Raw genomic sequence first — 16,679 nt, forward strand, 5'->3', positions numbered from 1 at the left:
AAAACAATGTACATTTGTACCATAGGCAATAGGTTCTGAATACTTTTATGTTTTAGAATTGTATTGCTTTAAACTAAATTGCCCGTCATTATTTATGAAAAAAGACGCTCTGGATTTATGCAGCCAGGAACCAATTCACATTCCAGGCTACATACAGGCTCACGGCCTGCTCATTATCATCGATCAGAAAGGTGATATTTTGTATTGCAGCGAAAATGTTCTGCAGCTCACCGGCCTTGTACCTTCCGGGGTATTGGGAAAACCGGTAACCCTTCTTAACGGATTCTTCGGGAAGCCGGAAAACCAACGGTTTATTGAAGACCTCATCCGCCTTTCCTGGCAGGGCCGGGAATTCAAGCCTCTGAACCCTTATGTCGTTGAAATTGAGCGCCAGCCGTACAATATGATCCTCTCTATGTCGGGTGTCAACTACATCCTTGATTTTGAGCCGGAAGCATCAGACCTCTTTACTGATCCGCAGAATACGGTAGGAGCCAGCCTGTCCCAGATGCTTGCTGACCGGGATTTGCAGACCATTCTGGACAATGCTGCAGTACAGATCAGGAACATTATTCATTATGACCGGATCATGATCTATAAATTCCATGGTGACGGACACGGCGAAGTGGTTGCCGAAGACCGGGAAGACCATCTGGAAACCTGGCTGGGGCTGCACTACCCTGCTGCCGATATCCCACAGCAGGCACGGGAGCTGTATATGCGTAATTTTACCCGTCTGATTGCCAACGTAGCCGATACGCCTGTTGCGATACTGGGTAGTACCGGAGCCCCGGCAGATCTTACCAACAGCTCGGTAAGAGCCGTTTCCCCCATACACATCAGGTACCTGAAAAATATGGGCGTCAATTCCAGTTTCAGTGTCTCTATTATTGTTGATAACCAGTTGTGGGGACTTATTGCCTGTCATAATTACAGCCCGCGGTTCATTAATTTTAAACAGCGCGAAACCGCCAAGCTGATCGGACAGGTTCTCAGCTCATGCATCGGATTAAGAAACCAGGAAAAGCTGCAGCAGGACAGCATCAGTCTCCAGACAGTAGTCATGGAAATCACCCGGAGCCTGCTGAACAGTGACCGGACTGCAGCGTTCATCAGCGACTGTGCTGAAACCATCCTCAGCTCCTACCGCGCCACCGGGGTTTCTTTTCTTTTCGAAGGGGAGATTTACAGTTTCGGGGAGGTGCCTGATCATGAACAGATTCTTGAGATTGCCATGGAAATCGGAAAGAACGAACAGGGCTTTATCTCTTCAGACAATTGCGCCCAGAGCTTTCCTTCCCTTTCCGTGTGCAGCAGCCGCTTCGCCGGAATACTGGGATGCAGGCTGACGCAGGATCTGAAAGACTGCCTGATCCTCTTCAGACCTGAGCTTTCCCTGACTGTACGCTGGGCCGGAGATCCTTCAAAAATTGTTAATTTCGATGAGAACGGCCAACCTTTCATTTCTCCCAGAAATTCTTTTGAACAGTGGACCCAGGAAGTAAAGAACAGTTCGGAAAAGTGGTCTTCTACGGAAATAAAGACACTGCTTGAAATCCGGGATGAAATCAATTTTGCTATTGGCCGCAAGACGACGGAACTCCGCATCCTGAACGAAAAGCTGCGCGATGCCTATGCAGAGCTGGACTCTTTTGCCCATACGGTGTCCCACGACCTGAAGACTCCGCTGACCGCCATCAAAGCTTTTGCTGAGCTCATCCAGAGAAAGACGGCGGAAAATGATGTCAGAATGATGTCCGCCCGGATCGTGGACAATTCCGAAAGGCTGTACCGTATGATCCAGACCGTTCTGGAGTACTCAAAGGTAGGGCAGCAATACATCAATAAAGAAAAAGTAGAAATGGGCTCCCTCCTGCATGAGATCAGGGAACAGCTGATGGTAGGGAAAATTAATGATAACCTGCAGGTTAATATTCAGTCTGCTCCTGATGTGGAAGGCGACCCTATCCTGATTTTCCAGGTTTTCCTCAATATTATCGAGAATGCAGTGAAATACTCCCACAAGGTTGCATCACCTGTGGTTTCAGTAGAAGGTTTTGTAGAAAACAATGAAGTGGTCTACAAAATAAAAGACAACGGAATAGGCATCAACGCCGAACAGCAGTCCAAGATTTTCGGGCTGTTCAACAGGGTCGGCAAAAGCGAGGAATTTGAAGGGAACGGCGTTGGACTGGCTACCGTAAAAAAAATCATGACCCGCCACGGAGCTTCTATTCATGTGGAAAGTATTGAAGGAGAAGGAAGTACCTTTATCCTGAAATTTCCGACAGGAGAAGTGGCATAACATGCGCCGGCCGGCAGTACAGGCCGGTATTCCATATAAAAATCCTGCACGGATTCCGTTTTTAAAGAACGGATCCCTGCAGGATTTATCCATTACCGGAAGATATTAATGCCTTTTGATTTTCAGGTAATCAACTTTGGATTTTATACCGTTACATTTCAAGAGTGTTTTCTATTAAACAAAATACGGGTGGCCCGCTTATGTAACCCGGTTTTCACTTATGTTGAAAGGCATCCGGATTTTCAGGAAATTCTATTCTTTTATAATTTTTACCTGATGATGGTGGCTGTTTTCTTTTACGGAAAGAATATAGATGCCTGATTTCAGGTGCTGCATACAGGAACTGAACATATTACTGACGCTATCTGCAGAATTTTCTTCTGAGAAAAGAAGTTTACCTGTGGCATCATGAAGACTGGCGCTGATTGTATCGCTGCTTTTCAGAACAAGATTTATCTTTTCCCCGTTTTTAACAGGATTCGGATAGACACTGAAATGGATAGCCTCCGGGACCGGATCAGTAACAGCTAAGACAGTAGCCGGATATACCAGGATTTTCTGCCCGTTATACCCTACAGCAAATACCTTTTCTGCACTTACCGGAAAATCAACAAATGTTTTTGCGAGCGTAGGATCTCCTGTTCCCACGATTGAAACACTGATCAGTTGATTCGAGGCAGTATAGGTTTCAAAAGCAACGGCATTGTTCCATTTGGAATTATCGGTCTGCAGAAAGCGGCCTTCGCTGTTGGTTATTACCTGTGCCCCAATCCCCGTAGTTCCTGAAACCGGAAGCTTGTTTTTATATGTATTAACACTATTGGCTGAAATATAGTTGATCACAGGAGAAACCGGCTTGGCATACCCTTTTGAAACCACATAGTTTTTTACTCCGTCAATCATGCTCTGGGTAATGGTGAGCTGTCCGTTGTAATAATCGGTAATCATGGAATTGATAGGTCTCAGAAATCCTGTATCCGTAAAAAAATCGGTAAGGTCTTCCTGTACCGCATCGCAGGTATTCTTGACGAAATTCATCACCAGCTGCCCCTGCGTCAATTGTGATTCATCTGTCTGTATCACTTTATCGGCCACGTTGGCAAACCAGTGTGCGTAATCTATGCCTGCAGCCGGTACTGTGGGCACCGTCGCATTTTCGTCGGACATATCAGAGTCAAATGCCAGGGCAGCTGCATTTTTGGAAGCTCCTGCCAGCTGATAATAGAGCTCAAGCTGCCAAAAAGGAACCAATGTCCTGAATTGGGGATCCTGAGGATTTACAAAATCAGTCCTGAACTGATCTGCATAGCTTTTCCCGTTGATTTTTGTCTGGATGATAAATTCCCCATACCGGTTTCCTTCGATCTGCGGAAAAGCGGTTTTATCTCCTGCTTCATCCTCCAGACGGGTAAGCCTGTTATTTCCAGCCGGGGTATACAGGTTATAATAGGCCCATAAGGAATACAGATTATTGGTAATTTCAGTAGTTCCTGTCCATCGCAATCCGGGCCTGATCTGATTGACATGCCCCAACTCATGAGCAACGCCCCAGAGCCCCAGCCCGCTGCCGGAAGCTGAAGCGGCTGTCCCCCAGGTCAGGTCCAGATGTACCCCGAGCCCACCGGCAAACCAGCCGCCCGTAGACTCTGTATAGACCAGCTGCCGGTTCTTAACATTTTTACTGAACTTAAAAAAGCCCATCATCTCCCTTTGTGATTTGGCAATCATATCGTATTTGTCGATCAGCGGCTGCGCATCGGTATAATGGAAACTGCTGACTGCAGATTTATCGATCACCAGTTTGGTATAGTATCCTTCGATATCAACTTTAGGATATACATCGTTGGAAAGGGTCTCCATCCATTCTGCAGAGGGAGTCCCTTTTTTAAACCAGCCATTTACAATCCCCCCGGTGATGTTGACGGTGATGTCCGGTGCATTGGCATCATCCGTGAAATAGGAAATATATCCCAATCCTGCATGGGTAACGGAAATAATATTGATCCCGTTCTGCAGCTGATAACTTTTTTCCGGAGAAGAACCCTCTGTGGCAAAGTCCCTGACTTTCAGGTAAACCGTGTGGGCAGCACTGATATCCCGGGCAAATACAACAACCTGGGTATTGGCTTTAAATGCGATCCCGGTAGGATTCTCATATCTGTTATATGCCCCTATTTTATAAGAGGTACTAACGGACTCTACCGTTCTATAAGGGCTGAAAGTCTGAACCCGATACTTTTTATGGTACGTATTGTCAAAGAGGCACTGGGCAAGTCCTTTGATGAACGGCGAAGCAATAGCACTGATGTCCTGCTGGGTAATTCCCGGTTTCAGGGTGCTGAAAACAGCGTCATTGAAAATATTGGAATAACTGGACGGGTTGAAGCCATTCGGAGGAAAGCGGAAAAACTCCATCTCGGCACAGCTGGCAAAATTATTTTTTCCGTCCAGCACTTCAATTTTTAAGGTAAGAGGAACAATAGGCGATGGGAACACAACTGTTTTTATATCACCGTTCAATCCGAAATTCTGTGTTGTAAGCGTTACATAGCCGGGATTGGAAACAGTAGTATAGCTGATTTTCACATGCCCGAAATGCCCGTTTTCGCCTCCATCCTGCCGGGGTGTATATTTTAGATAATCTACTGTCGTGGTTCCGTCGAATTGATAGATCAGGGTAATCGGGAATGTTGCTGATGTACTGTTCCAATCCGAATGATAAAGGGTATTAATATTGCCGTCAAAAGATTTCTCAATATTTTCTCCCGGCTGGAAACTGGACGCGGATGAACCCGCAGCCAGCGGCAATACCGGAAGATCTGAATATCCGGAAAATTCTCCTGTCTGAAGGGAGCATTCTGACTGTACGGGATCCATCTGCTCAGCAGAATAAAATTCCATTTCAGCACAGCTCGAAAAATTACCGTAAGCACTGAAGACGTCGATCCGGATTACCGCCGGATGAGCAATAGCAGATGCCAGATTGATTGTCTTGGCTGCATTATCTGCAGGAAAAGACATTATACCTGTAGCGTCCGTGAAGGTTCCTGGAGACGACTGGGTAGAATAAGAGACTTTAATACTTGTCCAGATGCCATTATATCCGGATGTCCGGGGCTTGTAAATCAGCTGACTGACGCTCTTTACCCGGCTGGAAAAATAGAAGCTCAGGCGGTCGGGTATGGCAGCATTCAGATTATAGCGCGAATGGTACAGGGTATTTATGTTGCCATCATTGCACATTGCGGATTCCTCTCCGTCCTGGGCCTGCTGAAGAGAGGTGACATAGATGACCGGCATTTTGTACTGTGCCGACATCAGCTGACCCAGTACATAAAAAAGGAAAATGAGATAATTTTTTTTCATTGGTTTCTGTTTATATTGATTAAACTTAATTCATTGGCAACCTGGATTTAAGATAATATCAAATATAAATAAATTTATATAATGTCTGCTTTTTTTAGTCTTTACAGGTCTGCCGATTATTTCAATACTCAATCTGGTCCCGGAGCCGGAAAGGACCTTGGTTTATTCGGGCTGTAAACATTCAGCTTGCATAGATGAGACGTTACTTTTCCTGATGCCTGCGGTTATGAGCCTGCAAAGAAAGAATCGGCATGCTGAATTAAAAGAGTATATAAGATCTGATTGTCAATACTTTTCAGCGGCAACATTAAATCTATCATTATACTTCACTATTATGAATTTCAGCTTCCGGTGTTAAAGGATTTCATGTTTTTCAGTGTATCCTTTATCGGTAAAGGAAATTTTTCCTCCAAGGCTGCAGGCGCAGGTGCTCGCGTCGGTAAGTATTTTATTTCCGTTCACCGTATCTTTCACGGCAGTATTTATCCATGATGAAGGAGCAGGCCGGCAATCTTTCTGGGTAATGCTGCAGCTGCCGAAAGCAGGGATATTCACATCAGGCTGCCTGTCCATTTCTGTAGCAATAAGCTTATTCTCAGCTTTCCAGAAGGTCTGGCTCGTGACGGTAAGTTGGGATGGTGATGAGCCTTTGTCGCAGGTCATTTTGGCTTGCTCGGTAATTTTTGCGGGCATAAGACTTTGTTTTGTATTCAAATAAATTTAACCATTCTGAAATTTTGTAACCGACAGCTGCTGAAAACAGCTGTTAGCAAATCAATAAGATCATCAATCCTGATACGGTCAATGATAACGGGGCTAAACGGTTTACTCCTCATACAATGTTTCTATAGAATCATTATGTTTACCGTTAATACAGATTACTTTCTTTACGTGTCCTGTTTCACCGTTAAGCAGTATAACAATCCTTGCACCGAATGTCCCATCATATTTCCCCCTATAATTTATAATATATAGCTTTGGACCCTCTTCACTATAATTTTTATCCACTATTGTGTCATTAGAATACAAATCAATTTCTTTTTCTTTGCAGAATCTGATTATATCCTGAGGGGTTATGATATAGTATTCATCCATGTCGGTTTTCTTGATGAGCTTTCCTTTCCTATTAAATTCATACCTGATACCTACCGGCCCTCCTCCGTTTCTGAAATTAACCCATTTGCGGTAAATAGTACCATCAGGATAATATTCTTTATAAATGCTGAATACAGAGAGTCTGCGGGTGATATTATGTACATAACCGCTTTCACTGTCGCCGAATATATTCATGTGATTTCCGAATTCATCGGTATAGATCAGGTTCTCAGCTTCGTCTTTATTTTCGTCGAAATATTTAATATCAAAGTATTCTATTTTGTCATTGATTAGTTTTCGGTGATCTTCTTCCCTATTCATTACGGTGTTGTTTATGGTTGATGATAATAATTTATTGTAGAGCCACAAATGGTCTGTGAAATCACCTATTTCTAAATAATGACTCTTTTTCCGCCCGGCTCTGTAATATTTTCCATTGCCAATGGTACGTACTGGTTAGAGGAATCTTTGTTGAACCCATATCCGAATAATCCATGAGATTATCTGTTCTGTTCTCTTCAAAAGTGAATTCTGAGTTGTTTGAAAAGGTGTGATACAAGCCGAGACTGTGACCTAATTCGTGAGGGATTGTACTGTCATTAAGACCGATGCTGTATATTAAAGCTGTTCTTACCCGATCATCATCTATATCATGTCCCCTACCGTAAAGTTCAAAATTGTTATTCTCATTTATCAAATATATTTTATAAGCCGTTTCAAGTCTTCGTCCGAATTCTCTGTATAAAACATCGTTTAAATGATCACATAAATCAGTGTCATGATCTGCCGCACCTATTACTTTTGTCTCTCTTCTGATATGCTGGCCAATTATTGAGGCAGTAGTATTATCTTCGATTTCAGCGACAGCATTAAAATGGGATTTCCTGTTATGTAATATCTGGGTAGTCCGGGAATGGGGGTCTGTATCAGTATGCAGTTTCAGATTAAGTATTTCGAACGAAGGTTCAATCAATGCCTGGTTCATATATTTTTTCACCTTCTCTTTTGCATCTTCTGTTACTATTCCTTTTTTAAGTCCATTTCCTATATCAGTCCAGACCTGGATGAAAGCAACTTTTATCTTATATCTCGTTGAATTTTTACGGACTTTCAGACCGCCTATTAATTTATCCTGGTTTCCGGCCCGTGAAGAATATTTTCCGAATACCTGAATTGTATGGTCGGCATTTATTTCTTCAAGGCATGTAATGCTGCAGGCCAGTTCATACTCTCCTCAGGCGAGAGGAATGCGGTCATATGTAATACGGAATTTTTTTCTGTCATATTTGAAATATATACGGTCCGGTGCTTGTTTAATGGTTACCAGTAACCGGAGTACCGCCGTAGTATTTGCATAAGTTGAATTTACGATAACACTCTCTCCCCTGATATTCCGTTTATAATATGTTTGAGGATATAAAGAAAGATAGGGAAAGGCATAAGATCTTTTTACACGGTTGCCGTTTTCGTCCGTATGGTCATATACATAATGTGAAAAAGTAGAAATCAACCTGCGGTATGCGGACTCATCCTTTACGAATACCTTATTGACATATTCTCCCATAATCTCTAAATAATCATGATCCCCTTTCAGGTCAGTATCTCCTGCCCGAACCCAATCAAAACCATAGTCTTCTCCCTTCCAGTTTTCTTTCGGCCTGAAATGCACCAGGCACCTGCCGTCCATTTTCTTCTCTGCCCGCTGATAGTCTTTCGGGATATTGGAAAGGTTGTTGCCGTCTTTTCCCAGCACCTGTGTCTGCCCTTTGCTGTTAATGGTGGTTTCCTGATCGGAGTGGATCATCAGGCTTTCCATGCCGGCCACATTTGTCGTCTTTCCCTGGATCACGGTCTCTTCTTCGGAGAGCAGTGTAGTCTTACCGCTCTGGAGGTTGAAGTGAACCGGTACCGACATTTCCATCAACGGCGTAGAGAACATGGCCCCGGAGATCATGTGGAAAGCAGCCAGGTTGCCGGACATGAATTCCATACTGTTGCCGGTTTTTACTTCCAGGTTTTTGCCTGCGTTCATCTCGATATCCTCCCCGGCATTGAACCTGATGCTTTTAGGAGCCGTCACACTGATGTTGCCCTGGCCATCCATCAGATAACTGTTGCCGCTGGGATCTTCTATGGTCACGCTTCTCTCATTATCGTTCATCAGCACCTTGATCCCGCTGCGGGTCCGGATGGATTTCAGGTGGTTACCCACGCCCCCTCCACGGCCCGTCTTCCCATGGAACATACTGCCCATGGCAAATGGAAAATCAGGATGCTCGTACTCAAAGCCTACCATCACCTGATCCCCTACTTCCGGAATGGCTACAAAGCCCCGGTTCTGCTGCACCGAATCCGTACCTCCCGCATCGGGGCTCATCATACGGATGAAGTGGGTCGAGGAATCATTCCCCTGCCACTGGAACCGGACCTGTATGCGCCCCTGACCCAACGGATCCGTATTGGAGACCACCGTGGCTGTCTGAGGGGCTGCTATTGGCATTTTAAAATCAGGCCGTGGCAGAAATCCTGTCCCCTCGGCAATCGCCTTGAACTTTCCACAATAATTTCCTACACCATCCACTTCATGTAGCACTTCTGTTATAATTACCCGCGTGAAATAAGAGGTTTTATCCGTGTCCGGCTTTCGCATCTCAAGGTCTGCCACACATCCCGGATATAGAAAAGGGATCATGGTTCTCCCGGAAACCGTAAACACTTCTACCGAAGCACTTCCGCGCGCACTTCTCTGGGAATCATCAACATCCAGTTCCATATTGGCATTCAGCGGTACGGGAACCAGGGAATCCGTCTGGTAAATATGCCGGCTCAGCTCATAGGCCTGAGAAGCCAGTTCCCCCGGATGGCGAACCACTGTATCGATGCCCTCCATCTTTTTATCGCTGCTGCTGTTATAGCCGAAATAAAATGGACGGGTATACACGGCCCTAAGGTTTACCTTTACTTCATGCACACTGCTCCCGTAGGTAAGCCTCAGCGGCTTTTCATGCGAAGGCAGCTTTCCGAAGTGAAGAACTTCCCCATCATAAAAAAACTGCTCGCCATAGGCTTCCGCCAACCGGGACAAATAGTTGTAATGAGTCTCGTTATACTGCGAGCTGTAATGGATATAGCTGCTGTTCCGGGTATCGATTCTCACATCGAACCTGGATGAACCAATGCCCTGGCCAAGGATCCTGCCGGCAATAACCGCGGTATTCACCGGTTTATCACCTCCGAAGCTCTGGAAGTGAGGTGCGCCGTCCATCAGGATGGTAGGGCTTGCCCCTTTCAGCACAATATCCCCGTGACTGGTCTGCTTCTGGCTGAAGCTTACCCGTGTGACAACCCCTACGAAAGTACGTTCCGGACTTTCTGTTTCTTCGTCCCTGTACCTGATTATTATGGTAATACGTTTCCCGAGGAAGCTGCGGGATTCTTCCAGATCATGGTCCTGAGCCCTGCCCAGTACATCACGGGCCAGCACAAGGGTAAAACGGTGGTGTGTGGAGGTATCCTGCCGGAGCCGGAAATACTTGAAGTGACGGATGATATGGCCCTCGATGATGATCTCAAGCTTTACCATCCGTGCCAAACCAGGAAGATCACCCGATGAAAGCCACTCGGAATTTGATATATTATGGGTCATAATTTGGTGTTTTTAATTTAAATATCATATTTTACAAACTGCCGGTCAGTAATGCATATGGTATGTCTTATATATTCTTTACTTTTTATATGAAATGAATATAGATAAAGATAGCAGCATCCAATGAACTGCAGGCTGAACCGGCAATGCTTCACTTTGTACCGGCCGATTATTATTCTTTAATAAATAAAATTTCAGGAATATCGCTTTTTTGCAGGGTGACTTTCTCTGTTTCGCCTGTCTGTCCGTTAAGCAGGATTCTGATTTTTCCGAAACTTTTATTATACATTCCTACGTAACTGATACTATATAAAAATTCATTTGCTGCGTGATCGGAATACCTATTTATATAACATCCCTTTTCAAATAATTTGATGTCATGTTCCAGACAATACCGAATGACTTCTTCAGGAGTAAAAACAAAATTCTTTTCCATATTTTCACTTACACTCAGTATTCCGTCATCTTCATTAAACTCATACTTTATGCCTACTGCTGCACCTCTGTTGCGGAAAGCAGCCCATTTTTTATGAATCCACCCCTTATGGTTATATTCTTTATATACGGAAAAACAACTACCCATCTTGGTGCTGTATGAAGCAAACCAGCTCCCTTCTTCCCCTGCCATTTCCTCTATCAGAGTACCGCTTTGAGTCGTATATGCTTTGGTTGATCCGTTTTTATTATCAGTATAAAACTTCCGGATATCAAAGTATTCTTTCCGTTCATCTACAAGGTTTATATAATTTTCTGTTTTCATAAACTTTACGTGACTATAATTAGAGTTTACATATTTTAATTTATCCGGTTTTCCTGATGCTGTTATTTAATTCAGCCTTTCCTTACCGGCTAGGTTTATTATTACAATCGATTGACGATTACAGGTTCCGGATGCTTAAAAAATTTACTGGAAGAAACTTCACGTTTTGCATTGTTCTGCATGATGTTCCACTGCCAATGGGTAGTCGTATAGACATCTTTACGCAAGGTAAAATCTCTTGCAGAGTCCGAATAATCCATTATATTATCTGTATGATATTTTTCAAAAATAAAAAGACTGTCTTTGTCAAAAGTATGCTCTAATCCCAGTACGTGCATGATTTCATGGGATACCACGCTTCTGTTATCTGCGTCAATCCCATCCTTAAAAATGATAGCGGACGTCAGGGCAGGGATTGCATAGCCTGCTGCTGTAAGAGAAGACTCATTCACGATGAAAACTTTGACAACATCCTGATATTTTCCCGGATACAGTATTTCAAGTTCCTGGAGGAGAAACCGCAGTACCTTATTTTTGTGTTTTTTATTATTAAAAATAATTTCCTCTCTGTACAGTTCCAGTTTACCGCAGGCATTTAGGTTTGATCGGCGATTATGCCGGACCCTGCTTACAGGATTTACATCTACACTACAATCCAAAGAAATTTTTTCTCTGAATACAGGATTAATCAAAGCCTGATTAAGATAGTTCTGAGATTCAAATTCCCGGGCCCATATTTCAGCGGAATTCTTTCCGTTGCCTATATCTGTTTTTACTTCTATAAAAACAACGGGCACTTCATATCTTTTTGCATTGGCTTTTACCACAACACCTCCTGCCAATATCTTCCTGGTTTTGTCATCAGCTCCTTTGTAACTGGCAATGACTTCTATAACAGCGTCATTCTCCACTTCTTCAATACAGTTAATCCGAGCACTGATCTTATGACTGCCGATTGACAGAGGAAACGGATCATGGATAACGGCAAATTTTTGCTGATCATATTTTAACATAATGCTGTCAACAGGGCGCTTAATATCTACTAAAAGCTCCAGATTGGCCATAGTATTTGTGTAACGGGCAGTCTTTTTTATTGCTACTCCTTTATGCATCCGGAAATAACTCTCCGGATACAGCGACAAATACGGAAACGCGTAGGAAAGGGTGCTTACACTTCCGTCGGATCCGATATAATCGAAGGTATAATACCTGAAGGTAGAGATTACCCTCCGGTATTCGGACTCATCCTTTACAAAATTTTCTCCTTCCATTCTGCCGGTTATTTCCTTATAATCCTGGTCGCCTGGCAGAGCGGTATCTCCGGACCTTATCCAGTCGAAACCATAGCCTATACCCTTCCAATCCGGTTTCGGCCTGAAATGCACCAGGCACCTGCCGTCCATTTTCTTCTCTGCCCGCTGGTAGTCTTTCGGGGTATTGGATAAACGATTCCCGTCCTTGCCCAAAACCTGTGTCTGCCCTTTGCTGTTGACGGTGGTTTCCTGATCGGAGTGGATCATCAGCTTTTCCATGCCGGCCACATTTGTCGTCCTGCCCTGGATCACCGTTTCTTCCTCGGAGAGAAGCGTGGTCTTACCGCTCTGGAGGTTGAAATGCACAGGTACTGACATTTCCATCAACGGCGTGGAGAACATGGCCCCGGAGATCATGTGGAAAGCAGCCAGGTTGCCGGACATGAATTCCATACTGTTGCCGGTTTTTACTTCCAGGTTTTTGCCAGCGTTCATCTCGATATCCTCCCCGGCATTGAACGTAATGCTTTTGGGAGCTGTAACGCTGATATTGCCCTGCCCGTCCATCAGGTAGGTATTTCCGCTGGGGTCCCCGATGGTAACGCTTCTGTCCCGGTCATTCATCAGCACCTTGATCCCGCTTCGGGTCCGGATGGACTTCAGGTGATTATCAATACCGCCGCCACGGGCGGTCTTCCCATGGAACACCCCACCCATAGCGAAGGGAAAATCCGGGTGGTGGTACTCAAATCCTACCATTACCTGGTCCCCGACCTCTGGGACGGCTACAAAGCCCCGGTTCTGCTGCACCGAATCCGTACCTCCCGCATCGGGGCTCATCATGCGGATGAAATGAGTGGCTGAATCATTGCCCTGCCACTGGAACCGAACCTGAACCCGGCCCTGGCCCAGGGGATCACTGTTGGAAATCACCGTGGCAATCTGGGGATCGGCCTTGGGGATCTTGAAACCAGGCCTTGGCAGAAAGCCTGTCCCTTCTGCAATGGCTTTAAATCTGCCCTGGTAATTTCCCCGGGCATCTGCTTCATGGGAAACTTCAGTGATCATGATGCGGGTAAAATACGAAGTGGCGTTAGAATCCGGTTTACGCATCTCCAGATCTGCCACACAGCCCGGATACAGGAAAGGGATCCTGGTTTTTCCGGAAACGGTAAAAACTTCCACTGCAGCACTGCCGCGGGAGCTTCTCTGGGAGCTGTCCACATCGAGTTCTATATTGGCATTGAGCGGTACGGGGACATATGACTGAGTTGTGTAGATGCCCTTGTTCAGCGTATAGGCCATTGAGGCGAGCTCTCCCGGATGCCGGATTTCCATATCTGTGCCTTCCATCTTTTTATCGCTGCTGCTGTTATAGCCGAAGTAAGAAGGCTTGGTATATACTGCATTCAGTTTTACCCTGATGTTATGGACACTGCTTCCATAGGTCAGGGTAAGGGGCTTTTCACAGGGAGGCAGCTTCCCGAAGTGAAGGATTTCCCCGTCATAGAAAAACTGTTCACCATAGGATTCTGCGAGTCTTGCCAGGTAGTTGTAGTGGGTTTCGTTGTATTGGGCGCTGTAGTTGATATAGCTGTTATTTTGGGTATCGATCCTTACATCAAACCGGTAAGGATCCAGGCTCTGGCGGAAGATATTCCCGGCAACCGAGGCTGTGTTTACCGGCTGGCTTCCCCCAAAACTCTGGAAGTGGGGAGCAGCATCCATGAGGATGGTGGGGCTGTAACCTTTCAAAACGATATCCCCGAGGCTGGTCTGCTTCTGGCTGAAGGCCACATTTGTAATGACTCCCACAAAAGCACGCTCGGGGCTCTGTGCTTCTGTATCCCTGTAGCGGAACAGCATGGTGATGCGTTTTCCCAGGAAATCCCTGGCCTCGACGAGCCGGTGGTCCTGTTTTCTATCCAGGGTATCGGCTGCCAGGATCACCGAAAAGCGGTGGTGGGCAGAGGTGCTCTGCCGGAGCCGCAGGTGCTTGAAATGGCGGATGGCCTGCCCCTCTATAATGATCTCCAGCTGCACCATCCGGGCCATTCCCGGAAGACGGCTTGAGGAAAGCCTGTCGGAATTTGAAATATTCTTGTTCATGATTCGGTATTTTTGAATTCTTATCCAGCAGAAAATTTTCTGCAAAACTGCTTATATGGAAGCAGACCCTACGGCTGTCGAACAGATGTATTCATTATCAAATGTTTTCACTATTGCGCTGCCGGCAGACAAAATAACCTGATCAGGCTGATAAAACCGGTCAGACAACCGTACTCAGATATTTTTTCCTTGTCTTAAAACAGATCCTGTTTTGATAAAAAGGCACTATGCATCCTGAAGACACGACTTTCTTAACGGATGTTATGCCTTTCCGGATATTGCATATTCACTCTCTTAATTTTTTTGAAAAATATAATTTTTTCCATTTGGTTACTGTATTACGGCTCATTTTAAAATGCCGGGCAAGCTGAATATTATTGAGCTGATATTTCTTCTGATATTCCAGGATTTTAAAGATAGTTTCCTGATCATAAGATTTTAATTTCTGATTCATTTTGTCTTTTTCAGTTAAGGAATGATCGGTAAGAAAACCATTAAGCATGATAACATCAAGTACATGCAAAGTATTCTTTTTAAGTATTTTACTGCAGACCCCTGATTTTTCAGGATATTTTGCAGCAATCATATCGCTGTAGATCTTTTTATAATTTGGGATATTTCTCATTGTGTTATCCATTAATTTTATTGTTTTGTTTCTCCACTTTACCACTGAATATTTCATCTGTTGATGTATGCCATTTTGTAAAGAAGTAATTTCTTGCAACAGTATTTATATTCGTACTGAATGTTGATTATCCGTTCATCTTAAAACACAAGGCCGGTTCCTATTTTACCTTCTTTTTCTTTTGATACCATGTATATTTGACAGTAATCTGTCTTGTCAGAAAAAGATGAAAATTGAATTTTTTATGTACTGTTCCAGTATAAGAATACAGCATTATTTAAGGTACCGCAGATCTTCCCGTATCTGGTCCGGTTTTTTTACTGATCCATTTATATAAAGTTGTTTTAGGAATTCTGTATTCTTCAATAATCTGCATTTTTGTTTTACTGCCTGTAGAAATCAGCTCAAGAATAAATTCTATCACTTCTTCTGTATAAATATTTTTCCGGAACTCAGGAAGACCTGTTTTCTGTTCATCCTTCTTTTTCAGATACCGTAAAGAACATGCGGGAGCATATAGAATAATATGCTGGCTGTATAACCTGAAAAAATCGTATTTTAACAATTTACTCCATCTGAGCAAGTCTTTTACAGAAATATCTTCCGACTGATAAAAAGCCAGTACCTCTTTTTCTTCAATATGAAGGAAATTGCAGATCCGTACCAATTCGATTTCGCTTTCTATCACCCGCTGTTCAATCAGTTTTCCGATATGAATAGATTTATAGTTCATAATTGTTTATGCTAAAATATTTTTATCTGTGATGGGCAACCGTATTATCAGCAGCTTTTCCTGCTATTCTGCAATACATCGTACTGGCATTCCCCATCGGTTATCAAAAGGAGGAGTATAATACAATATATTCATGATTCCGTTTCCCATATTCGTGGTTCTTGTTCCATAATAACCGCCTGCAGAATTCGTCTGTACAGCCGTACTTGTCCAGTAATTGATAGTATTCCCTACTCCTATTAAGGTTCCGTAAGGAACGGCTCCTCCGCTGTTATCATCTGTTCTTCTTACACCGGTGGAGGGAAATAAAAGATAAGGTATCAAAGCATTGGTATCGTTCGAAAGGGCTATTCCTACCTGATAATTAGTTGTGTTAGTGCCAAACGGTCCTATTGCCCATGCATGATTATTAAGAATCACATTGGCCATATCCGTAGATGAAGGGACGCGATACCCGGATGGGCATGGATCATTTGCTGTCTTGGTGTTGTCTAACCATGAATTGTCGGGAGCATGTGTGCTGTTCCAGGTGGACGGCGGTGCAGAAGTAGGATTTGTCTGATCGTAAGCCATAGTGGAGCCGGGCGTTTTTCTTCCCCATTGATACTTGTCTCCATGAAGTCCCGCAGCCGGTCTGAACGGATTTAAACTCTGGTCAGCACCCAGGTTGTGGCACATAAATGCTTTCCATTGGGTGGGGGAAATATAAGCGCCGCAACAGGAACAGTCCTGTACATTCACCCTGAGTTTTACGAAACGGTCGGTACCTGTATTATTGGGGCTGTCA

At 44.2% G+C, this 16,679-nt stretch carries 10 protein-coding genes and 1 pseudogene; 1 reads left to right on the plus strand and 10 read right to left on the minus strand.

Features of this window, described 5'->3' with window-relative positions; translation table 11 throughout:
• The first annotated feature begins 94 nt into the window (after positions 1-94).
• A complete protein-coding gene (locus tag QZ735_RS05645; protein WP_294245398.1) occupies positions 95-2,305 on the plus strand; it encodes an ATP-binding protein in 2,211 nt (736 codons plus the stop codon).
• Positions 2,306-2,557: 252 nt separating this feature from the next.
• On the opposite strand, the gene QZ735_RS05650 is transcribed toward QZ735_RS05645, so the two are convergent.
• The 10 genes and pseudogenes from QZ735_RS05650 to QZ735_RS05695 form a co-directional block, all read right to left on the minus strand.
• Positions 2,558-5,671, minus strand: a complete 3,114-nt coding sequence (locus QZ735_RS05650) for a M60 family metallopeptidase (RefSeq protein ID WP_294245401.1) — start codon at positions 5,669-5,671, stop codon at positions 2,558-2,560.
• A gap of 354 nt (positions 5,672-6,025) precedes the next feature.
• On the minus strand, positions 6,026-6,364 hold the full coding sequence (locus QZ735_RS05655; protein ID WP_294245405.1) for a DUF4280 domain-containing protein: 339 nt from the start codon (positions 6,362-6,364) through the stop codon (positions 6,026-6,028).
• 132 nt (positions 6,365-6,496) lie between these two features.
• Positions 6,497-7,087 carry a hypothetical protein gene (locus tag QZ735_RS05660; RefSeq protein ID WP_294245408.1) on the minus strand — a complete coding sequence of 197 codons (591 nt, stop codon included), beginning with the start codon at positions 7,085-7,087 and terminating at the stop codon, positions 6,497-6,499.
• Between the two features lie 61 nt (positions 7,088-7,148).
• Positions 7,149-7,751 carry a hypothetical protein gene (locus QZ735_RS05665; protein ID WP_294245411.1) on the minus strand — a complete coding sequence of 201 codons (603 nt, stop codon included), beginning with the start codon at positions 7,749-7,751 and terminating at the stop codon, positions 7,149-7,151.
• Between the two features lie 249 nt (positions 7,752-8,000).
• The gene (locus tag QZ735_RS05670; RefSeq protein ID WP_294245414.1) at positions 8,001-10,412 is read right to left on the minus strand and encodes a phage baseplate assembly protein V; all 2,412 of its coding nucleotides are present in this window, start codon (positions 10,410-10,412) and stop codon (positions 8,001-8,003) included.
• A 172-nt stretch (positions 10,413-10,584) separates the two neighbouring features.
• Positions 10,585-11,172, minus strand: coding sequence for a hypothetical protein (locus tag QZ735_RS05675; RefSeq protein ID WP_294245417.1), 588 nt, complete (start codon positions 11,170-11,172; stop codon positions 10,585-10,587).
• A gap of 101 nt (positions 11,173-11,273) precedes the next feature.
• Entirely contained in the window at positions 11,274-14,534 is a 3,261-nt protein-coding gene (locus QZ735_RS05680; RefSeq protein WP_294245420.1) for a phage baseplate assembly protein V, read from the minus strand.
• Between the two features lie 286 nt (positions 14,535-14,820).
• The gene (locus QZ735_RS05685) at positions 14,821-15,216 is read right to left on the minus strand and encodes a helix-turn-helix domain-containing protein (RefSeq protein WP_294245423.1); all 396 of its coding nucleotides are present in this window, start codon (positions 15,214-15,216) and stop codon (positions 14,821-14,823) included.
• Positions 15,217-15,436: 220 nt separating this feature from the next.
• Positions 15,437-15,892 (minus strand): transposase, encoded by a 456-nt coding sequence (locus QZ735_RS05690; RefSeq protein WP_294245426.1) that lies wholly within the window; start codon positions 15,890-15,892, stop codon positions 15,437-15,439.
• A 63-nt stretch (positions 15,893-15,955) separates the two neighbouring features.
• A pseudogene (locus QZ735_RS05695) lies at positions 15,956-16,679 on the minus strand (hypothetical protein); the annotation flags it as partial.

The sequence above is a fragment of the uncultured Chryseobacterium sp. genome, assembly GCF_913776365.1.
GTDB lineage: Bacteria > Bacteroidota > Bacteroidia > Flavobacteriales > Weeksellaceae > Chryseobacterium.